This is a genomic window from Mycobacteroides immunogenum (assembly GCF_001605725.1).
Classification (GTDB): Bacteria; Actinomycetota; Actinomycetes; order Mycobacteriales; family Mycobacteriaceae; genus Mycobacterium; species Mycobacterium immunogenum.
Map to the genome: position 1 here is coordinate 3,248,530 of NZ_CP011530.1, position 20,803 is coordinate 3,269,332.

Here is a 20,803-nt window from a genome sequence, read left to right on the forward strand (position 1 = left end):
AAGCCCCATCCGAGGCTTCCCCGGAGGCTTTCCGGGCCGACCGGGCTACCCGTCGAACACGATCTGCACCCGCTCCGATTCCGGCAGCGTCTGACAGGCCAGCGTGAAGCCGTCGGCCACCTCACTGTCGATGAGCGACTCGTTCATCAGCATGCGTGTCTGGCCCGCCCGCACCGAACAGATGCAGGTGGCACAGGCCGATTCCCGGCACACGTAGGGCGCGTCAATACCCGCGTCGAGCAGCACATCGAGCAGCTTCTTGCCCGGTGGCCAGTCCAGAACGTGTGTGCTGCCGTAAATTTCGACCTCCAGCACCGTGTTGCCGGTAGCCTCGCGGGCCGTGACTCGAATGGCCTCGGCCGTCACTGTCCGACCGCGCGGCGTCCGGGCAGACGGTCATTGAGCTCACCGTCGGAACCGAACAGGATTGCCTGCCAGTCCTCGAGCAGCTCTTCGGTGTCGATGTCATCGGGGTGGAATCCCGGCCGCATGTATTCGGCGATATCGCGCATCAGACCCTTCACCAGTGGGCCGCGATACACATCGATGGTCTGCCGCAACACAGCCAACGGTTTCCAGCCGCTGGGGTCGGTCAGGATCGACGCCAACACCGCAAGGGTCATGAACGGCAGGGTGCCCGCCCAAATCAGCGACATGACGCCGATACGCACCGATTCCGGGCCGCCCACCGACCGGTAGACATCGAAGGCGACCGACTTGTGTTCCATCTCCTCCATGGCATGCCAATTCAAGAGATGGTGAACCTCGTCGGACATGGGAATCTCCTGCAGCTCAGCGCTGGACAGCACCCGCTGGGCCAGGACTGCCGTGTAATGCTCCGCGGCTGCCGTCATCGCCAGGTGCGCGATCTTGGGCGCGCGCTTCTCCAGCGCGATGACCAAACGTTCGCGCCGGCTACCTTCCTCGAAATTCATGATCCGGACCAGGGGGTAGCCCATGCCGATGATCTTCTCGTTGAGCTTGCGGTGCTCTCGGCCGTGCATGGCCTCCTGACCGATGAAGCCGGCGACCCGCTTCTTCAGTACCGGGTCGGTGATCTGGTCGGCGTAGTTACGCACGGACCGGATGAACGACTCTTCGCCGGGAGGGAATGCTCCGGACAGGAGCGAGACCAGGTGACTGAAGACGATGTCGCCCTCAACGTAGTGCTTCTTCATGGGGGCCGGCTCACCGAACCGGAAATTCATCCGACGCACCTTGGGCAATGCGCGGGTCCCATCTCCCCGCCGCCTCTGCTCGACAACAGCCATGACGGAACTCCTTCCTGAGACATCTCCATTGACGTCTGACCTGGCGATTTATTAGTAGTACTCGCAGTACTACTGTTAGTATCCATACCGTGCGGCATGAGCACAATAGGCAGCGGGAGCGTGTCCCCCGAACCAGACAGCTAACGGCCAGGGACACGTACCATCAGTGGTGATGAGAGGCGTGGAGAACGTGAGCACAGCGATCGCGTCGAAGTCGGCGCCGGTCGGCGCCAAGCGCCGCGACCGGCGCAAGGTTGCCCGCGAAGAATTGCTGGACGCCGCGTTCCGCGCCATCGACAGCCTGGGCGCCACCGTGAGCATGGACGACATCGCGCGGGAGGCCGGTGTCGCCAAACCGAAGTTGTACCGGTACTTCGAAGACAAGGCCGATCTGCACAGTGCCGTACTGGAACGGGTGCAGGACATGTTGTGGACCGCGTCCATGAACCGGATCAATCTGATGACCGATTCCGCGCGTGATCTGGTGCAGCATGGCGCCAACGAGTACGCCCAAATGATTTCTGATCATCCAAATGTGTTGCGTTTCATCGTGCACGGACATTTCATCAACTCCACTGACGGCACCGAGCGATTGGTGGAAACCGCGCAACAGATGACCCATGACATCGCCGAGATCCTGTCGAATGCGATCGATGACGAGACCGTGGACATCGACGACGCCGATCTGGCGGTCAGCTCGGCGGCCGGCGCGATCGGTACCGCCACCGAATGGTTTTTGGGCCCCAACCAGTTACGTGCCGAGCCCATGCCCATCGAGAGGTTCGTGGAGTACCTGACCACGGTGTTGTCGGGACTCGCCGCGTCTATCGCCGAATTCAACGACCTGACCCTCAATCCCGATCAACCACTGCACCTGGCATTCACCCGTACACCCGGTGAACGCCCGTGAGCGACCGAGTCCCCCTGGCGCGCATCAGCCGTGGCCGCGCACTGGGCAAGTTGGCGGCCGGGCAGGCCGTGCGCACCGCCGGCAGCCGGATATCGATGATCGGACGATCGCAGCAAGCGCGCGAGCTACTCGCGGAACGCTCGACGCTACAAGCCGCCGATCAGCTCGTCACGGTGCTGGGCAGTCTCAAGGGATCGGCGATGAAGCTTGGCCAGCTGCTCTCGATGCTTGAAGTGGACATGGTCCCGGAGGCTCACCGCGAGCGATTCCGGCAGAAACTGGCCAAACTGCGCGATCAGGCCCCACGTGAACCATTCTCGGTGATGCGGCCCATCATCGAGTCCAACCTGGGCACACTGCCGAAGAACTTCCGCGACTTCGACGAGACCCCCGTCGCCGCCGCGTCCATCGGCCAGGTCTACCGCGCCGTCCTGCTCGATGGGCGCGAGGTCGCGGTCAAGGTGAAATACCCCGGAGTCGACGAAGCCGTCCGCGCCGACATGCAGAACCTGGCACTGTTCACTAAGTTTTGGCGCAAAGCGCTACCCACGCTGTCCAATTCGGCGTTCATGGACGAGATCTCCATGAACCTGGAAAGCGAACTCGACTATCTCCGGGAAGCGCACACCCAACACGAGATCGCCGAACGCTACCGTGGGCATCCGTTCATCGTCATCCCCGATTGCATACCGGAGCTGTGCACATCACAGATTCTGGTGACGGAATTCCTCGACGGTCAAGCATTTCCCTACATGCAGACACTTCCCGACGAAGAACGTAACCGTATCGGCGAGCTCATCTTCCGGTTTTACATCGGGTCGCTGTTCCAGGACAACGACTTCTGCGGAGACCCGCATCCGGGCAACATTCTGCGCACCCGCGACGGCATCCTCGGATTTGTGGACTTCGGGCTGTACAACCGCATGGACCCCGCACATGTGGAGTTCGAACGGCAGATCATGCGGGCCGCCACCGAGGACCGCGCCCAGGACATGTACGACGCCATGGTCGTACGCGGAATCATCGATCCCGACGCCGGCGTCACCCCGCAAGACTGTCTGGAGTACTGCCATGCGGCGTCGGGATGGAACCTCGTCGACGAGGAGATGACCATCACCCCGGAAATCGCCTCCAGCGCCATGATTCTCGCGGTCGACCCGCGTTCAAGTGAGTTCGCGGGTATGCGCCGCCAGAACCTGCCACCGGAGCACATCTTTTCCCGCCGCGCCGACTTCTACACCTTTGGCGTGTTGGGCCAGCTGAACGTCACCGGCAATTGGCATCGCATTGCCCGCGAATGGGTATTCGGCGAGCCGCCCGCCACCGAGGTCGGAGTCGCCATCGCGCGGTGGCGCGCTGCGCGCTAACGCAGCAGTCCGGTGAGGGCGCGGCCGAACATCCATTGCCCACCGGCCTTGGCCAATGGATCGAATATCCGCGGCACACCGCGCACACTCACGTCCTCTGTCCAGATCACCCGTGAGCCGGCGCCCTCCGCGTGCACCTCGATCTCGGCCCACCCCAGGACCAGCGTTCCCGTCTTCTGCAGACGGCAGCGGCCGGGCCGACCGTCGCGCGGCGGTTCCCATCGGGTGACCGTCATGGGGTCCTCAAACCCGATGCGCCCCAGCCTTGTTCGCCCCACGAATGTGGTACCCACGCCAGCAGGCGGCTCACTGGTAACGACAACGGTGGTCAAGGGGATGTGCTCACTGTGCCGCGGCCAGTCGGTGATCCGCGTAAATGCCGCGTCGGCGGGCAGCGCGCTGCGGCGCTCTATTCTGAGAAGGGCCATAGTCCGAATAGCCTCGAGTTCGTCTTCGCGGCACGCAAACCAACGATGGTGTCTGCCAGTGTCTCCCGTGGATCTCGGTAAGTGACCCCCAGTTCACGCTCACTGGGTGTGTCGTCCGAGGCGGGCATCTGTGTGTAGTACTGCATACCCGCCTCGGTCATCGGGGTCTCCAGGGGCACGTAGCGGCCGAGCTGATCCATGACGGTCCCCGCCACACGCAGCAGCGAATCGGGCACCGGAACGGCGAGCACGGTGCTGCCCGCGGCGCCGGTCAACAGTTCCACCAGCTCGTCGACCTCCAGCCGATGACCGCCCGCGGTGTAGCGCCGCGGACCACAGCCCGGCTCCAGTAGCGCGGTGTGCAGCGCGGCGAGATCGCGAACGTCGACCACCAGCCAGGCGGCGCTACGGCCCGGAACCGATCGCATCAACAAAACCCAGCGCACGCCCTCGGCGGCCTCACCGAACTGATCGCCGACAGGCGGACCCAACACCATGCCGGGATAGGTGATGGTGACCGGTGCGGCGGCGTCCTGCAATTCGCGCACATACAGCTCGACCCGAGCTTTCGACTGACCGTATCCATCGGTCCCGCCGGCCGCGGGCAGGTCGGCCGTGAACGTCCGCAGGCCCGGTCTGAACAGTGCGGTGATGCTCGAAACATGGATGATCGGATCGAGTCCCCATGCGACCGCGGTGCCGAGCACATTGCGGGTGCCCTCCAGATTGATGGCCATCATCGTGTCGGCCTCTTTGGGATCTGTGCTAACCATGGCCGCGCTGTGCACCACCGCATCGCATCCGTCGAGCGCCGCCTCGACCGATTCCCGGTCGGTGATATCGCCGACCGCGTAGTCGGATACGTCGACGCCGAGAGTGCCCACCGTGGTGTGCAGCCGGGTCTCGCGGCGCACCAGGAACCGGACCTTATGGCCCGCCTCGGCCATCGCCTTAGCGGTCCACCCACCCACGAATCCTGTACCGCCAGTGATCAATACGCGCATTCCTCACGTCCCCTTCGGCCGGGCCGCACGCTCCACTCAGGTCATCGTAGGTCGTCGGAGCGCCTGGGCAGGGGAATATCGAAGAGCCGTGCGGCGACGACTCCTGCACCGCATGTGCCAAGATCGCTGGGTGCGTCTACGCCCCGGCCTCCCGCTCATCGCCGCCCTCAGCGCCCTTGCCATGTTGGTGGCGCCGACGGCCTCCGCGCTGCCCGACCGGATGGCGCCCATCGGGCATATCGGCGAGACGCTGCATTTCGACTACGGCACCATCGGCGCCGACGTCACCGTGCACAACATCGAGCCCACCGGCGTCCCCGCCGGCATGGCCACGCCGCGCGGGGTGATCTGGAAGGCGTACGTCACCATCCGGCCCACCAAGGTACCCAACGCGTACGCGCTGCTGATGGCGCTCAAACTCGGCGGCATCTCACCGGAAACCGGGGACGCCTACGAGCCGCAGCGCACCGATGAGCCCGATGACCTGAACTACGCGCTGCGCAACGCACCGCAAGGCTCGACGGTAAACGGCGCCGTGTACTGGGACGTCTACCGCGGGCCGGTGCGCCACATCGTGCTGCGGTCGACCCAGACCCAAGTTCACCTGGCGCAGTGGGACCTCTAAGCCCGCGAGCAGGAAGTCAGCGAGGCTGGAACAGGTAGTTGCGGAAGGTCTCGGTGACCTTGTCCACGGGACGCCATGAGTCAGCGCTCCACACCGACATCCGGTAGTCCCGCGCCGCGAACCACGCGACGATGTCGTCGGCGGTACGCCCGAAGCGCTCCATGTGGCGGTCCTCGACCTCAAGCATCATCGCCGGGCGGGTCCGCTCAATCGTCTTCTCGCCACTGACCAGGACATCGAGTTCAGCACCTTCCACATCGATCTTCACGAAGTCGATCCGCGCGATGTTGAGGCGCTCGCAGAAACCGTCGAAGGACTCGGTGTCGACAACCACCCGAATGTGTTCGTCGAATTCGGCATTGGAACCCAGTCCGTCGGCACCCGCGTCGACAAACGACCGTCCGGTAATGGGCTTGCCGTTGCGCAACGGCACGCTCATGACCTGCTCGCCGATGTTGGTCCCGAGCGCGACGGCGTGGCGGCGCACATTCTGCGCGCTACGCAGCCCCAGGGCGGCCGACGATGTCGCGTGCGCGAACCGCAACGGCTCCAGGCTGTAGACCAGGCCATCCGCACCCACCAGACGGGCCAGCTCCGCGGTGTAGAAACCCGCCGCCGCACCCACATCAAGGCAGACATCGCCTGGTTTGACCACCTGCGCGATGCCGACCAGTTCGCTTTCCACCCAGGGGGTGGTGCGGGCAAGTGTGCGCAGGCCCTGCCCCACCACGGCATCACGAATCTCGCCGAAGGCCGTCACGCGCCGGGTCATGTGCTGCTCCTCAATTAGGTCGCAAGGTCTGGAACCGGGCCAAGTATAGGTAGCCTCCCGGTCATGCCGATTCAGGTCAGCGTCGCCACCGCGGCCGACAGCGCCGAACTGGCGGCCGTCGCCGCCCGCACCTTCCCGCTCGCCTGTCCCCCGTCGTCCACTGCCGATGACGTGGCGGCCTTCATCGCGGCCAATCTCAGCGCCGAAAACTTCGACGAATACCTCCGTGACCACCACGTACTGGTGGCCCGTGCGGACGACACCGCGATCATCGGATACGCGATGCTGGTCGACGGCGTCGCCGACGACCCGGATGTGCAGCAGGCGGTGACGCTACGGCCCGCCATGCAGCTTTCCAAGATGTACGTGGTGCCCGAGTTCCACCAGGCCGGCGTGGCGGCGACGCTGATGAGCGCGGCACTGACCGAGGCCGCCGCGTTCGGCGCGAGTGGCGTGTGGCTGGGCGTCAATCAGGAAAATGAACGCGCGCAACGCTTTTATGCCAAGCATGGCTTTACCCGCAGTGGTACGAAGACCTTCCAGGTGGGCGAACGGCTGGAGAACGACTACGTGATGCAGTGCCCGATCAGTCGTGCCCGATCAGTCGCGGCCGGGTAGCGGCGCCGCGCTGAGCGCCAGTAACCGCGAGGTGGCGCGCAGGTACTTCTTGCGGAAACCGCCGGCCACCATCTCCTCGTCGAAGATCGTGTCCAGTTTCGCGCCCGAAGCCTGCACCGGGATACCCGCGTCGTAGAGACGGTCGGTCAACGCCACGATCCGCAGCGCCACCGACTGATCGTGCACCTGCTCCACGCCCGCGATGAAGACCGCCGTCACGCCCTCGATGAGGGTCAGGTACCGCGACGGATGCATGCTCGCCAGGTGCTTGCACAGCTCGTCGAATCCGTCGAAGGTGGCGCCGTTGATGGATGCCGCCAGCTCACGAAGCTGCTCGTCGGTGTGCGGTTCGGGGGCGGGTGGCAAATCGCGGTGCCGGTAGTCCGGGCCTTCGACACGCACGGTGTTGAAGATCGCCGAGAGCGCCGCGATCTCACGCAGGAAGTCCTGCGCCGCGAACCGCCCCTCGCCGAGCTGCTCGGGCAGCGTGTTGGAGGTGGCCGCGATCGACACTCCCCGCGCCACCAGCTCCGAGAGCAGACGGGATACCAGTGTTGTGTTGCCGGGGTCATCCAGCTCGAATTCGTCGATGCACACCACGGTGTAGTCCGCCAACAGTTCGATGCACTCCAGGAAGCCGAAAACGCTTGCCACCTGGGTCAATTCACCGAAGCTCGCAAATGCCTTGGGGCCCGGCACCGTGTGATAGATCGACGCCAGCAGGTGCGTCTTACCCACACCGAACCCACCGTCGAGGTAGATCCCGACTCCGGGCAGCACCTCACGCTTGCCGAACAGCTTCTTCTTACCGGCCCGGCGGGTGGTCGCTTCCTGCGCGAAGGCCCGGCACGCTTCCACGGCCGCCGTCTGGGTCGGCTCGTTGGGATCGGGCCGGTAGGAGTCGAAACTCACCGAACTGAACGTTGGGGGCGGCACCAGCTGGGCAATCAGCCGCTCGTTGGAAACCGTGGGGTGCCGGTCGGCAAGGTGCTGCGGGGACCCGGGCGAGCGGAGCGACGGGGAATGGCCCAAAGCGGCACCGGATTGCGGATCAGTCACACGGGCAGCGTAACGGCGTGTTGAGATCTTCTTGTGGCCGACAGTGACGATGAACAGGTGATTCGGGGCACGGCTGGGACGCAGCTCACACAGCTGAGCACCGGTAGGCCGGTCGACTCCAGTGAGCTTATCGACCTGTACGACTACCCCTTGAGCGATCAAACCTATTTGCGCGCCAACATGATTGGCAGCCTGGATGGTGCCGCGACGGTGGCCGGTTTGTCCGGCGGGCTCGGCGGCGACGGCGACCGGGCGGTCTTCGCCGCGATGCGTGCCAACGCCGATGTGATTCTGGTCGGATCCGGCACGGTGCGCGCCGAGCGCTATCACGGCGCCCATCTGCCGGTTGGCCAGCGCCAACGCCGTCAGGCCCGCGGACAGGGCGAAGTCCCGACGATTGCCGTGGTCACGGCCTCGGGGGCGGTGGATCCGAGCGTTCCCCTGTTCGACGAGTCAGAGGTCGCCCCCATCGTGGTGACATCGGCCTCCGGGGCGGCGAACGCCGCGTCCCGCGTGCCCGGCGCGCAGATACTCGTCGCCGACCAGGCCGGAAAGGTCGACCTGCGGGCGGCACTGGCCGAACTGCACGGCCGGGGGTTGTCCCGGGTGCTGTGCGAGGGCGGTCCTTCCCTGCTGGGCACCCTGCTCTCGGCCCGCCTTGTCGATGAGCTGTGTCTGACCGTGGCCCCCACCACGGTGGGCGGCAGCGGGGCCCGGATCGCAGCGGGTCCCACCGACGAGCTCACGGCGTGGCGACGGGTGTTGCTACTCGCAGATACGGACGGCTACCTGTTCACGCGGCACGTCCGGGATTAGCCGATGGTCACCCGATACTGTGGTCGGCATGCGTGCACGGCTGATGGGGGCGATGGCGGTTGCCCAGCTGCTAACCGGGGTACTGGCAGGGTGTGCACCCGGCCCTTCTGCGGGACCGCATTTCGCGATGGACGAGGGCCACGGAAATGCGGGTCCCTCCACAGCGCCGCCGCCGAGCGGCCCGCCGTCGATCGACAAACCCAAGGTCGACCTGTCCTGGCAAGACTGCACCCGTGAGGTGCTCGCCAACGCCAACATCACCACCTCGCCCACTTTCACGCTCGAGTGTGCGGAGTACAAGGCGCCGCTGGACCCGATCAACGGCGCGCCGGGCACCGTGACGCTGGGCGCGGTGCGCGCCAAGACCTCGCAGACCCCCGCCGATGCCGGTCCGCTCGTCTTCACCACGGGCTCCGATCTGCCGTCCTCGGTCCAGCTCGCGACCTGGCTCAACGGCCCGGGGGCGCAGGTGCTCAAGCAGCGGCCCGTCGTGGCCGTCGACCGGCGCGGTATCGGGCGATCCGACGCCATCACCTGCCGCGACACCTGGGACACCCGGGACATACGTGACCAGGCCCAGAACCGCGGCGGCGACGACCCGGTGGCAAGCCTGGGCAAGATCGTCGAGACGGCGACAACCAACTGCACCGACACCATCTCCCCCGGCGACTCCGCGTACAACGACGCGCACGCCGCCGAGGATCTGGAAGCGCTACGCGCGCAGTGGGATGTGCCGGCCCTGGCGCTCCTCGGTATAGGCAGCGGAGCCCGGGTCGCGTTGGCGTATGCCGGGTCCCATCCCAACAAGGTGGCCCGGCTACTGCTCGACTCGCCGGTCGCCGCCGACATCGCCGCAGAGGCGGCCGCCGAACAACGACTCAAGGGCGAGCAGTCCGCGTTCGACGCGTTCGCCGCGCAGTGCGTCGCCAACAGCTGCCCGCTGGGACCCGACCCGGCCGGGGCCGTGGGTGACCTGCTCAACCGCGCCCAGAACGGCGGTCTGCCCTGGTCCCGGGCGACAGTTGTCCGGGCCATCACCACAGCGCTGGCCTATCCGGTCGGCGACAGCACCGCCGTGGTCCAGAATCTTGCGAACACACTCAACGCCGCACGTGGCCCCGATAGCGGCGCGCTGACCCCGCTGGTGGATCGGGCCAACGCGCTGCGCGACACCGACGGGCAGTTCGTGAACTCCTGCAGCGACGCGCTGGCCCGCCCTACCCCCGACCGGGTGCGCGAGCTGGTGGTGGCCTGGGGCAAGCAGTACCCGCTGTTCGGCCGCACCTCCGCCCTGGAACTGGTGAACTGCCTGCAATGGCCCAGCGGATCCAAGCCCAACCCACCACAGGATCTGAAGATCAATGTGCTGATCCTCGGTGGGCAGCACGACCCGATCTCCGGCAGCGAGGGCGTCTCGGCGACGGCCGCGGTGATCATCAACGCCAAGGCTGCCAGCAAGCGCGTCATGTGGCAGGGCATCGGCCACGGGGCCATCGTCTACACCCCCTGCGCCCAACCCCCCGCCCTGGCGTACCTGAACGACGGAAAGCTGCCGGACACCGACACGTTCTGCCCGGCCTAGCCGTACTTACGGGGGCCTTTTGAGGCGTTCAGGGTACGGTGCCTGCGTGGTGTCAGTCGATGCGTGGTTTACCGGCCTAGTCGCCGGCTTCAGGAACTCTCTGGCACCGAGGAAAGCTCCGCCGTCGGTCGCGACCATCCTGCGTTCGGTGCTGTGGCCGGTGGCCATCATGGCGGTGATCCACCGCAGTTATGTGCTGGGCACCAACGGCTACATCACCGATGATTTCGGGCCCGTCTACCGGGCCGTCATCGCCTTCAAACGGCACCAGCCGGTCTACGGCGAGAACTTCTCCTACGTCGACCCGCACTACATCTATCCCCCGGGCGGCACCCTGCTGCTGGCGCCCTTCGGCTATCTACCGGTGGACGCCTCGCGCTACTGGTTCATCACCATCAACACCATCGCGATCGTCATCGCGGCCTACTTCCTGTTGCGGCTGTTCAACTTCACACTGGCCTCGGTAGCCGCGCCGGCACTGTTGCTCGCCATGTTCTGCACCGAGAGCGTCACCAACACATTGGTTTTCACCAATATCAACGGTGTGGTGCTGCTGCTGGAGGTGCTGTTCTTCGGCTGGCTGCTGAAGGGCGACAAGAAGTCGGACTGGCTGGCCGGTGTGGCCATCGGCCTGACGCTGGTGATTAAACCGCTGCTGGCTCCGCTGCTGCTACTGCCGTTGTTGAACCGCCAATGGCGCGTCTTCGCCGGTGCGCTCGGCATCCCCGCGTTCTTCAACCTGGTGGCCCTGTACGGCCCACGCAGGGTCCGGATCGTCGACGGCTGGGACTACGTCCGGCGCACCGTGAAGTACCTCGGCGAGACCCGCGACTACTTCAACAGCTCCATCGCAGGCAACGGGGTGTACTACGGGCTGCCCGAACCACTGATCGCCTTCTTGCGCATAGCCTTCCTGGTGATCGCGCTGGTCAGTGTGTGGCTGCTGTACAAGTACTACCGCCGGCGCGACCCCAGGTTCTGGGCGTTGACCACCGGCGGTGTGCTGCTCACCGCCTCCTTCCTGCTGCTGGGCCTGGGCCAGGGCTACTACTCGATGGCGCTGTTCCCGTTTGTGATGACGATCGTGCTACCCAACTCGGTGCTGCGGAACTGGCCGGCTTGGCTCGCGGTCTACGGATTCTTCTCCATGGACCGCTGGCTGCTGGGCCACTGGCCCACCACGGGACGCGCCCTGGAGTACCTGAAAATCACCTACGGCTGGTGCCTGCTGCTGATCGTCGTGATGATGGTGCTGGTGCTTCGGTACCGGGACGCCAAGGCCGCTGGCACACTGGATCAAGGACTAGACCCGGACTGGATGAGGGCCCAGATAGGCACTAAGGAGTCAGCCGCCGATGACGACACCGAACGACCCGAAGGTGAATCTGACCGACGAGCAGTGGCGGGAGCGACTGACTCCTGACGAGTTCGCGGTGCTGCGCCGGGCGGGCACCGAGCGACCGTTCGTCGGTGAATACACCGACACCAAGACCGAAGGTGTCTATAACTGCCGGGCCTGCGGCGCCGAGCTGTTCCGCAGCACCGAGAAATTCGAATCGCATTGTGGCTGGCCCTCGTTCTTCGACCCGGCCGATTCGGACGCGGTGATCCTCAAGCCCGACGACTCACTGGGCATGCGACGCGTGGAGGTGCTGTGCGCCAACTGCCACAGCCACCTGGGTCACGTGTTCGAGGGCGAGGGCTACCCCACGCCCACCGACCAGCGGTACTGCATCAACTCGATCTCACTGACGCTGCAGCCGTCCTGACACCCCTTGCCGTCGACACGCCGCGTTGTGCGGGCGTGTCTCGGCATGTCACGGCGTGTCGGCGGCTACGGCAGGCGGGCGACGAGTTCTTCCGGCGAGATGCGCGGGCCGGTGAAGAACGGGGTTTCCTCGCGTACATGTAGCCGCGCCTCGGTGGCGCGCAGATCGCGCATCAAGTCGACGATGCGGTACAGCTCGGGTGCCTCGAACGCCAGCAGCCACTCGTAGTCGCCGAGCGCGAAGGCCGGCACGGTGTTGGCGCGCACATCCTTGTACGCGCGCGCGGCGATACCGTGATCGGCAAGCATCTTGCGCCGCTCCTCATCGGGCAGCAAGTACCAATCATAGGACCGGACAAAGGGATACACGCAGATGTAGGCGCCCGGCTCCTCGCCCGCCAGGAACGCGGGGATGTGGCTCTTGTTGAACTCGGCCGGACGGTGCAGGGCCGCGTTGCTCCATACCGGAGTACTGGCCCGGCCCAGGGCGGTGCTGCGCCGGAAGTCGCTGTACAGCGCCTGCAGCTTCTCGATGGACTCGGCGTGCGACCAGATCATGAAGTCGGCGTCGGCACGGAGACCCGCCACGTCGTAGATGCCGCGCACCACCACGCCGTCATCCTCGTGCCGTTTGATCAGGGTGGCCACCTCGTCGGCGACGCCATCACGGTCATCGCCCAATCCGCCGTCGCGTACCTGGAACACCGAGAACATCAGGTAACGGATGGTGGAGTTGAGGGTGTCGAAATCGAGGCTAGCCATGCCTCCATCGTGCCACGCTGTCCTGCGCGGCCCGAGAGGCGGAGGCCACACAAGCCGGCACCCCTATCCCGTCCAGGTAGGAGCCTGCCACCGCGATTCCGGACGGCAATCCGGAACGGATGGCGTCGACCACTTCAGCGTGGCCTGGCCCGTACTGTGGCATGGCATCGATCCAGCGGGCCAGCGCCGCGTCGATCGGGTCGACCGCAGCGCCAAGCACGGTTTCCAGATCGGTCACCGCCCAATGCCGCAGCTGCTCGTCGGTGGTGGCACGCGCCACCGTGTCGCCGAAGCGGCCGTAGGACAACCGCACCACCTGGGTGCGGCGTCCGCGTAACCCCCACTTGCCGGTCGAGAAGGTTATGGCCTTGGTATGCAAGGCTTCTCCCGACGCGACGAGCACACCCGAATTGGCGGGAATCGGGGCATCGCCAGGCAGGGTCAACGCCACCACCACCGAGGAAGCCACCGGGATGGTGCGTGCCGCCGCCGCCGATTCGGGTGCCACCGCGTCGAGAATCCCGGCGGCGCGCGGAGCGGGTACTGCCACAATGACCGCGTCAACGGCATCCGCCAGCCCGCCGTCGCCGGTGACGACCCAGCCCGCACCGTCGCGTTCGATTCCGCCGACAGCGACCTGCCGGTGTTCAGCCCGCGCACGGCGCCAGAGTTCCTCCACCAGCACCGCGTAGCCGCCGTCGATGGCACCGAAGATGCCGGTGGCGGAGATCGGCGGCAGCGCCTGCCGGGCCGCCGCCAGCAGACTGCCCGCCCCCTCATCCAGCGCCCGCGCGATACCGGGCGCCGCCGTGCGCAGGCCCGTCGTGGCGGCCGAGCCCGCGTACACGCCACCGAGCAACGGATCGACCAGACGCGCGACGACCTGCGGCCCGAACCGCAGCGACACCAGATCGGCGACGGTCGGTTCGGCGCCGACGGCCCAATGCATATCGCGCTGGGGTTCGCTGTCGATGCGTGCGACGGTCTCGTCGTCGACCAGCCCGACCACCGAGGACGCCGAGGCGGGAATGCCGTTCACGGTCCTGGTGGGCAGCGGATGCAGACCGCCGCCGGCGTAGATCAGCGGCCGCGCCCCCGTGGTGTCGAGCGTGCGGTCGGCCAGCCCCAGTTCGTCCAGCAGGTCCAGTACCTCGGGGCGCCGGGTGATGAATGCTTCGGCACCGATATCGATGCGGTGCTCACCCAGCGTGATAGTGCGCAAGATGCCGCCCAGTTGGGCGGCCGGGTCGTACACGGTGATCCGAACGTCATCACCGAGTGCACCGCGCAGCCGATATGCCGCCGTCAGACCCGAAATACCGCCCCCCACAATCGCAATGGAGGCAGGCCCCGACGACGGCGGCGTCACCGTGTTATCTCGGCCATCTCGGACATCACAACGAATGCACCAGCGCCACCGCGTCGGTGAGCACCGCGGGATCGGTATCCGGCAGCACTCCGTGACCCAGATTGAAGATATGTCCGGCAGCTCCGTCCGCCACCGCCCGGCGCCCCTCGGCGACGATACGGCGCACTTCGCTCTCCACCACCGGCCAACCGGCCAACAACACAGCGGGATCGAGGTTGCCCTGCAAGGCTTTTCCGGAGTCAACCCGTGCAGCCGCGACGTGCAATGGGGTGCGCCAATCCACCCCGACCACGGTGGCGCCGGCCTCCCCCATCGCTCCCAGCAGCTCGGCGGTACCCACCCCGAAGTGCGTCATCGGCACGCCAGCGCCCGCGAACTCCTCGAAAATCCTTGTGCTGTGCGGCAATACCGCAGAACGGTAGTCAGCCAGCGATAGCGCGCCCGCCCACGAGTCGAACAACTGCAGCGCGTCCACACCGGCGTCGAGCTGCGCACGCAGGAACGCGATGGTGATATCGGTCAGCGCGGTCATCAACGCGTGCCAGGTCTGTGGATCGCCCAGCAGCAGCGCCTTGGTGCGCTGATGGTGCCGGCTCGGTCCGCCCTCTACGAGATAGGACGCCAACGTGAAGGGGGCGCCGGCGAAGCCGATCAGCGGAGTCTGGCCGAGCTCGGCGACCAGCAGCCGCACCGCAGCACTGACCGCCTCAACCTGACCGGGCTCCAAGCGCGGCAGCGCCGCCACGTCTGCGGTGGTGCGCACCGGGTTGGCGATCACCGGCCCGACATCGGGAACGATGTCCAGATCAATTCCGGCGGCCTTGAGTGGCACCACGATGTCCGAGAAGAGGATGGCGGCGTCGACGCGGTGCCGGCGGACGGGCTGGAGCGTGATCTCGCAAACCAGCTCGGGATTGAAACAAGCGTCCAGCATCGCGTGATCGGCACGCACCGCCCGGTACTCGGGCAGCGAACGTCCGGCCTGTCGCATGAACCACACCGGCGGATGGCTGGGGGTCCCCCCCGCAGCAGCCGTCAAATATGGGGAAAGTGGCAGGTCACGCCGCGTTTTCGAAGGGGTTTGCGCCGCCGTGGCGCTATCTTCGTTCAATCCGGTCATCACCGCCCATGCTGCCATGGCGACCTCGCACGGCGCGCCTGCGGGAGCATGTCGGCCCGGCGCGCTACCGTCCATTGCTGTGACGTCTGCCGAACCAGCCCCGTTCCGCGCGGCGGTCGACGCGATGAACTCCGTGACCGCGCGTCCGGAAATCGAGCTGGGCACTATTCGTCCCCCGCAACGGCTGGCCCCGTTCAGCTACGCACTCGGCGCCGAGATCAAGCATCGCGATACCGATAACGTGCCCGAACAATCCGAGGGCGACGCGTTCGGCAGGCTAATTCTGCTGCACGATCCCGACGGTGACGAGGCGTGGAACGGCACCATGAGGCTGGTCGCCTATATCCAGGCCGACCTGGACGCCTCCGAGGCCGTTGACCCGTTGCTGCCGGAGGTGGCGTGGAGCTGGCTGGTGGACGCGATCAATTCGCGGACGGCGGATGTGACCGCGCTGGGTGGAACCGTGACCGCGACAACATCGGTCCGCTACGGAGATATCGCCGGGCCGGGCCGTGCCCACCAGTTGGAGCTGCGGGCGTCCTGGACCGCGACCGGGACCGATATCGGTACTCATGTCGAGGCGTTCTGCGAAGTGTTGGAGCATGCGGCAGGCCTGCCGCCGGTGGGTGTGACGGATCTGGGTTCGCGCCACCGCGCCTAGCGCATACGCTGCTGACTCAGATATGAAAACCGACAACATGGATGCCGATTCCGAGCTTCCCGAGCCAACGCCGCTGCTGCGCCCCGCCGAAGGGGTGCCGCCGATCACCGCATCCACTGACGAGATCCGGGCAGCCGCGCAACGTCTGGCCGCAGGGACCGGGGCGTTCGCCGTCGACGCCGAACGGGCCTCGGGATTTCGCTACTCCAACCGTGCCTACCTCGTCCAGATCCGTCGCAGCGGTGCGGGCACCGTGCTGCTAGATCCCACGAACATGCCGGACGCGCTCGGTCCGATCGTGGAAACGCTCGGCGCCGATGAATGGATTTTGCATGCCGCCGACCAGGACCTGCCGTGCCTGGCCGAGCTAGACATGAAGCCGCCGTCGCTCTACGACACCGAATTGGCCGGCCGCCTGGCTGGATTCGACAAGGTGAACCTGGCCTCGATGGTGCACCGGCTGTTGGGCTTGGGGCTGGCCAAGGGACATGGCGCCGCCGACTGGTCCAAGCGCCCGCTGCCCGACGACTGGCTCAACTACGCGGCACTCGATGTCGAGGTGCTTGTCGAGCTGCGCGAGAAGGTTGCCGAAGTGCTTGCCGAACAGGGCAAGACAGAATGGGCACGACAAGAGTTCGAGCATCTCGCCTATACCCCGGTGCCCGCAACGCGCCGGGACAACTGGCGGCGCACCTCCGGCATTCACAAGGTACGCAAGCCCGGACAATTGTCTGCTGTGCGCGAATTATGGCTCAGCCGTGATGAATTGGCCCGTGCGCGAGATGTGGCCCCTGGCCGCACGCTCCCCGATTCGGCGATCGTCGAGGCGGCACTGGCCGATCCCAAGACACGTGCCGAACTGATCGCGCTCCCCGTCTTCGGCGGCCCCCGGCAGAAGCAGCAGGCCGACCGCTGGCTCACGGCGCTGGCGAAGGCGCGCAGCGCCACCACCCCACCGCCGGTCAACGAACCCACCACGGGACCCCCGCCGGTATCGCGATGGGCTCGGCGCAAACCCGAGGCATACGCCCGCCTGGAAGCCGCGCGAACGGCGCTGGCCGCGCTGTCCGAACAAATATCGGTACCCGTGGAGAACATTGTCACCCCGGAGATCGTGCGGCGAATCTGCTGGGACTGGGAAGGACACGGCGACGTCGAGGAGCAGCTGGCCGGGCACGGTGCGCGGCAATGGCAGCGGGAACTGACCGCGCCCATCCTCACCGAGGTGCTGGCGCAGTAGCTCGCCAGGGCGTCGGTCAAAACTCAGTTGCGGGCGCTGGCCGAACACGCTCTGCTGGTGGCCATGGCGATCCTCGAACCCCTCGACCTGCAGCAGTGGCCGCGACGAGATTGGTTCGAGCACTATCTGGACCGCTGCCCCACCTACTACTCGATGACGGTGGATGTGGACGTCACCGATCTGCGCGAAGCGGTTCGCGCGGCCGGCCGCAAGACATATCCCACGCAGATCTGGGCATTGGCGACAGTGGTGAACCGCCATCCGGAATTCCGCATGGCACTGGATGATCAGGGAAACCCCGGCATCTGGGACGTCGTAGACCCAGCATTCACGGTCTTCAATCCCGAGAGTGAGACCTTCGCGGGTATCCGCGCGCGTTACCTGCCTGACTTCGACGCGTTTCATGCCGAGGCCACCGAACTTCTGCGCGAATACCGTACCGCCTCAACACTTTTCCCACAAGGAACATCACATCCACGCAACGTGTTCGATATCTCGAGCATCCCCTGGACACGTTTCACCGGCTTCACACTCACCATCGCCCCCGGGTGGGAGCATCTGGCGCCCATCTTCACCATCGGCAAGTTCTTCGAGCACGACGGACGAACCATGATGCCGCTGGCCCTACATATTCATCACGCCGCCGCCGACGGTTACCACAGCGCGCGTCTCGTCGAGGAACTACGCGAAATCATCGCCAATCCGGACTGGGTCCGCGGCTAGTCGACCTGCTGCCGACCTCCTAGGTCAGAAACTTTCCAAAGATCGTGGAACCAAACTCTGCCGGACTCCGTCGTAATTGATAACTGACGAATGTCCCCCAGGAGAACAGCATGACTCTGCGCACGAACCCTCAGAGCCTGCGCGATCTGGCAACCAGGTTTGATGAAATTGCCGACAACATCACCTACATCGCAGGACAGTACGACGCGTCCGGCGCGACGAGCGCCCTCCCCGGCAGTAGGGCAGCCGCCACCGCCTCGGCAACGACCCAGCCTGTCCGAGACGCTTACGGTGGCACCGCGAAGAAACTGCAGTCCATGGCGACCACCACACGCGGAAACGCTTCGAGTTTCGAAAGCCAGGAAACTTCCAATACGTCGGTAATTCGCGCGGTACAGCAATGACCCTCAGCGTTTCCCAGGCACGCGCCTGGGACCCCTCGTTCTTCGACAAGCTCGCTACCGCTCTAGACACCGGGAACACGAGCTACGAGAACCAACTCGATACGGCGCTTCGCGAGGCCGAGGAGGAACACAACCGCGGCAGTGGCCAGGAGGCGGACGCCCGGCTGGCGGCCGCACAGAAGGAACACTCGATGGGCATGCACATCGCCAAAGCGATCGATGCCGGCGTCGCTTCGTTGCGTGCTGGGGCATCCCGCCTGACAGACGCCCGCAATGTGGCACTCGCCCGGGTTGACGATGCCCTCCATGAGCATTTCGACGTTTCCGACAGCTGGAAGGTAACCCTGTCTGCGTCACAGGCCAACGACAAGAACGCCCCAGCGCGCCGCGATCATCACCAAGGACTGGTCGAGGACGGCCGGCACAAACTCGTAGAGGCCGACGAGGCAGTCGCTTTCGACCTGGATGCCAAGTTCGACGAGATCAAGGCTTGGGCAAAAGACGAGGCTCAGGGCGATGACTACGAACCTCCTTCCCTGCAAGGAAAATCCGCCGAAGAAGTTTCGAAGATCGTCAACTCTCCGGAATTTCAGGAATGGATGAAGGAGCACCCCGACGCGGCGAAGCCGGTCCTGGATGCCGCGGTGGACGCAGGACAGCTGAACCCAGCGGGTGACCTCTATCGAAACTTCCTGCAGGGCTACTGGCAGCGTGAAGCACTTGAAGCTGCGGGCATCGACGTCTCAACGTGGGATCCGTCGAAGGGCGCGGAGGCCAACTCCGAAACAATCCGCAAGGTCTACGAGTACTACGGCAAGCTTTTCCTGGATCACCCCGAACTGCAATGGGCCGGAATGGCCAACATGATCGGGCCATCATTCGCGGGCGCGTTCTACGACTTGGACGCGATGCAGCAGGCTGCCAAGCAGATCGAAGCCAATCTTCCCAATATCCCCGGGATTCCAGACGACGTCAAAGAGAACATCCACAAGCTCGCCAACATGCCGGCAAGCGAATTGCAGTTCTACCAAACCACGCTGCTGTCCATGCAAAAAGAAATTTTCATGGACCAGGCGGCTATGCACGAGGCCTACTTACACGGCGGAACAGCAGAGATGGATCGGATGTTCAGAGCGGGCCTACTGGACGACAAAACACAGACTGCTTGGAAACAGATTGCTGAAGGCGCAGCGACCAACAACCAACAGTTGATCGAGGCCGGCAACAAACAGTTGCTTCACCGAGAGCAGTGGGACATCATCGCCGACGACTACGACCGCATGCGGAACCATCCCGGCACGGGCGGTGTCGTAACCTGGGGCATGACCATGCTTGGGGCGCCGTCAATTCCCGGCGCTCACTCGTATGCAGAGCTCTTCCCCAAGACGATTGATCTGCCATTCGGGTACGAGGCGACAACGCCGTTCCCCAACGGGAACATCTCCAATGCAGACCAGCGATGGCAACTCATCACCCAAGACACCTTGCCGGCGTACCAAAAGCTCCTACACGACAATCCTGAACTCGCACAGCAGATCATCGGCTCCAACTTCAATCAGCGGATGGAGAGCCAACGATTGAGCAATCAAATCGACGACATCGTCAAACGATTCATCGACGGTTGGGATATCCGCCACAAATGAGCATCAAGAGCCTCGTAATTACCCTGTCCGCCGCGCTGTTAGCCAGCGGATGCGTCTTCGGAACAACCAAACAAGGAGCTCCTGTGACCGGACCCACCGTCAACGAGCAAGGCTTTTCCTTGCTGACCGAAGCAGGAATCGACGAGATCATCCGCACGAAACGTGCGCGATTTGATCTGAGGTCTGGAGATCTATCTAAAGCTGCTGTAGGACTTGAAAACTCAGACAAAGAGCCCATGATAGGGCGCCCCGGGGGCGAAGAATTGACCTTCACGTTCCTTGGCCCGGCAGCAGAAGAAACGCTAATCACCGACAGCATCACCTTTACAACCAGCAACATCACCAACAGCGTCGACAATATTGTCTGGTTCAGCGCGCCGGCCAACATAGATGCGGCACATGCCGAACTACGCTCCGGCATATATCGGTGGGGGTTTCGGCCGCAAGACGTCGAACGCTGGATAAATGACTCAGCCAAACACGAAACCGACAAATCCACCCTCGGGATGGGTGTCGGGCTAGCGGGATTGGTAGTGGAGGTCACCGCCAGAAAGAAGAACGGCAACGAGATCTATCAATACTCCATCTATCTCGGCGGCGACTACTACACACCCAAAGTCCAAGAAACCATCCACGCAACCGGGAAGTCACACTAAGACGG

Annotated in this window: 23 protein-coding genes; 14 read left to right on the top strand and 9 right to left on the bottom strand. The window is 64.9% G+C overall.

Features of this window, described 5'->3' with window-relative positions; translation table 11 throughout:
• Positions 1 to 45 precede the first annotated feature (45 nt).
• Positions 46 to 366, bottom strand: coding sequence for a 2Fe-2S iron-sulfur cluster-binding protein (locus ABG82_RS15820; protein WP_043075436.1), 321 nt, complete (start codon positions 364 to 366; stop codon positions 46 to 48).
• Positions 363 to 1,271: a metal-dependent hydrolase gene (locus ABG82_RS15825; protein WP_043075435.1), complete on the bottom strand. Its 909-nt coding sequence runs from the start codon at positions 1,269 to 1,271 to the stop codon at positions 363 to 365. The genes ABG82_RS15820 and ABG82_RS15825 overlap by 4 nt, the downstream gene beginning before the upstream one ends.
• A 181-nt stretch (positions 1,272 to 1,452) precedes the next feature.
• Here ABG82_RS15825 and ABG82_RS15830 point away from each other — a divergent pair, with 181 nt between their 5' ends.
• A complete protein-coding gene (locus ABG82_RS15830) occupies positions 1,453 to 2,181 on the top strand; it encodes a TetR/AcrR family transcriptional regulator (protein ID WP_043075434.1) in 729 nt (242 codons plus the stop codon).
• The gene (locus tag ABG82_RS15835; protein WP_043075433.1) at positions 2,178 to 3,548 is read left to right on the top strand and encodes an ABC1 kinase family protein; all 1,371 of its coding nucleotides are present in this window, start codon (positions 2,178 to 2,180) and stop codon (positions 3,546 to 3,548) included. Before ABG82_RS15830 ends, ABG82_RS15835 begins: the two co-directional genes overlap by 4 nt.
• Here the strand turns inward: ABG82_RS15835 and ABG82_RS15840 are convergent.
• A complete protein-coding gene (locus ABG82_RS15840; RefSeq protein WP_043075432.1) occupies positions 3,545 to 3,976 on the bottom strand; it encodes an SRPBCC family protein in 432 nt (143 codons plus the stop codon). The two genes, ABG82_RS15835 and ABG82_RS15840, sit on opposite strands and share 4 nt — an antisense overlap.
• Positions 3,958 to 4,980 (bottom strand): SDR family NAD(P)-dependent oxidoreductase, encoded by a 1,023-nt coding sequence (locus tag ABG82_RS15845; protein ID WP_043075431.1) that lies wholly within the window; start codon positions 4,978 to 4,980, stop codon positions 3,958 to 3,960. The genes ABG82_RS15840 and ABG82_RS15845 overlap by 19 nt, the downstream gene beginning before the upstream one ends.
• A 112-nt stretch (positions 4,981 to 5,092) precedes the next feature.
• On the opposite strand from ABG82_RS15845, the gene ABG82_RS15850 reads away from it, so the two are divergent.
• Entirely contained in the window at positions 5,093 to 5,605 is a 513-nt protein-coding gene (locus ABG82_RS15850; RefSeq protein WP_043075430.1) for a DUF1942 domain-containing protein, read from the top strand.
• A 16-nt stretch (positions 5,606 to 5,621) separates the two neighbouring features.
• Here ABG82_RS15850 and ABG82_RS15855 read toward each other — a convergent pair whose 3' ends face one another.
• Complete coding sequence (locus ABG82_RS15855; protein ID WP_043075429.1) at positions 5,622 to 6,377, bottom strand: FkbM family methyltransferase; 756 nt, start codon at positions 6,375 to 6,377, stop codon at positions 5,622 to 5,624.
• Positions 6,378 to 6,440: 63 nt separating this feature from the next.
• Between ABG82_RS15855 and ABG82_RS15860 the strand changes: the two genes are divergently transcribed.
• The gene (locus tag ABG82_RS15860) at positions 6,441 to 6,995 is read left to right on the top strand and encodes a GNAT family N-acetyltransferase (protein ID WP_043075428.1); all 555 of its coding nucleotides are present in this window, start codon (positions 6,441 to 6,443) and stop codon (positions 6,993 to 6,995) included.
• On the opposite strand, the gene zapE is transcribed toward ABG82_RS15860, so the two are convergent.
• Positions 6,978 to 8,054, bottom strand: a complete 1,077-nt coding sequence (gene zapE, locus ABG82_RS15865; protein WP_078343240.1) for a cell division protein ZapE — start codon at positions 8,052 to 8,054, stop codon at positions 6,978 to 6,980. The two genes, ABG82_RS15860 and zapE, sit on opposite strands and share 18 nt — an antisense overlap.
• Positions 8,055 to 8,087: 33 nt before the next feature.
• Between zapE and ABG82_RS15870 the strand changes: the two genes are divergently transcribed.
• The 4 genes from ABG82_RS15870 to msrB are packed head-to-tail and all read left to right on the top strand — an operon-like array spanning position 8,088 to position 12,221.
• Positions 8,088 to 8,870 (top strand): pyrimidine reductase family protein, encoded by a 783-nt coding sequence (locus ABG82_RS15870; protein ID WP_043075427.1) that lies wholly within the window; start codon positions 8,088 to 8,090, stop codon positions 8,868 to 8,870.
• A 28-nt stretch (positions 8,871 to 8,898) separates the two neighbouring features.
• Positions 8,899 to 10,452, top strand: coding sequence for an alpha/beta hydrolase (locus ABG82_RS15875; RefSeq protein ID WP_078343241.1), 1,554 nt, complete (start codon positions 8,899 to 8,901; stop codon positions 10,450 to 10,452).
• Between the two features lie 46 nt (positions 10,453 to 10,498).
• The gene (locus tag ABG82_RS15880; RefSeq protein WP_043075425.1) at positions 10,499 to 11,875 is read left to right on the top strand and encodes a glycosyltransferase family 87 protein; all 1,377 of its coding nucleotides are present in this window, start codon (positions 10,499 to 10,501) and stop codon (positions 11,873 to 11,875) included.
• Complete coding sequence (gene msrB / locus ABG82_RS15885) at positions 11,832 to 12,221, top strand: peptide-methionine (R)-S-oxide reductase MsrB (RefSeq protein WP_174544369.1); 390 nt, start codon at positions 11,832 to 11,834, stop codon at positions 12,219 to 12,221. The genes ABG82_RS15880 and msrB overlap by 44 nt, the downstream gene beginning before the upstream one ends.
• Positions 12,222 to 12,286: 65 nt before the next feature.
• On the opposite strand, the gene hemQ is transcribed toward msrB, so the two are convergent.
• The 3 genes from hemQ to hemE are packed head-to-tail and all read right to left on the bottom strand — an operon-like array spanning position 12,287 to position 15,471.
• Positions 12,287 to 12,982: a hydrogen peroxide-dependent heme synthase gene (gene hemQ / locus ABG82_RS15890; protein ID WP_043075423.1), complete on the bottom strand. Its 696-nt coding sequence runs from the start codon at positions 12,980 to 12,982 to the stop codon at positions 12,287 to 12,289.
• The gene (locus tag ABG82_RS15895) at positions 12,975 to 14,351 is read right to left on the bottom strand and encodes a protoporphyrinogen oxidase (RefSeq protein WP_043075422.1); all 1,377 of its coding nucleotides are present in this window, start codon (positions 14,349 to 14,351) and stop codon (positions 12,975 to 12,977) included. Before ABG82_RS15895 ends, hemQ begins: the two co-directional genes overlap by 8 nt.
• Before the next feature lie 25 nt (positions 14,352 to 14,376).
• A complete protein-coding gene (hemE, locus tag ABG82_RS15900) occupies positions 14,377 to 15,471 on the bottom strand; it encodes a uroporphyrinogen decarboxylase (protein WP_043075760.1) in 1,095 nt (364 codons plus the stop codon).
• 124 nt (positions 15,472 to 15,595) lie between these two features.
• On the opposite strand from hemE, the gene ABG82_RS15905 reads away from it, so the two are divergent.
• From ABG82_RS15905 to ABG82_RS15930, 6 genes are all read left to right on the top strand, one after another.
• Positions 15,596 to 16,132 (top strand): DUF3000 domain-containing protein, encoded by a 537-nt coding sequence (locus tag ABG82_RS15905; RefSeq protein ID WP_005093682.1) that lies wholly within the window; start codon positions 15,596 to 15,598, stop codon positions 16,130 to 16,132.
• 37 nt (positions 16,133 to 16,169) lie between these two features.
• Positions 16,170 to 17,372 (top strand): HRDC domain-containing protein, encoded by a 1,203-nt coding sequence (locus tag ABG82_RS15910; RefSeq protein WP_043075759.1) that lies wholly within the window; start codon positions 16,170 to 16,172, stop codon positions 17,370 to 17,372.
• A gap of 63 nt (positions 17,373 to 17,435) precedes the next feature.
• The gene (locus ABG82_RS15915; protein WP_043075758.1) at positions 17,436 to 18,095 is read left to right on the top strand and encodes a CatA-like O-acetyltransferase; all 660 of its coding nucleotides are present in this window, start codon (positions 17,436 to 17,438) and stop codon (positions 18,093 to 18,095) included.
• A 110-nt stretch (positions 18,096 to 18,205) separates the two neighbouring features.
• Entirely contained in the window at positions 18,206 to 18,499 is a 294-nt protein-coding gene (locus tag ABG82_RS15920) for a hypothetical protein (protein ID WP_043075421.1), read from the top strand.
• Positions 18,496 to 20,142 carry a hypothetical protein gene (locus ABG82_RS15925; protein ID WP_052510877.1) on the top strand — a complete coding sequence of 549 codons (1,647 nt, stop codon included), beginning with the start codon at positions 18,496 to 18,498 and terminating at the stop codon, positions 20,140 to 20,142. The genes ABG82_RS15920 and ABG82_RS15925 overlap by 4 nt, the downstream gene beginning before the upstream one ends.
• Positions 20,139 to 20,798 (top strand): hypothetical protein, encoded by a 660-nt coding sequence (locus ABG82_RS15930; protein ID WP_043075420.1) that lies wholly within the window; start codon positions 20,139 to 20,141, stop codon positions 20,796 to 20,798. The genes ABG82_RS15925 and ABG82_RS15930 overlap by 4 nt, the downstream gene beginning before the upstream one ends.
• The last annotated feature ends 5 nt before the right edge of the window (positions 20,799 to 20,803 follow it).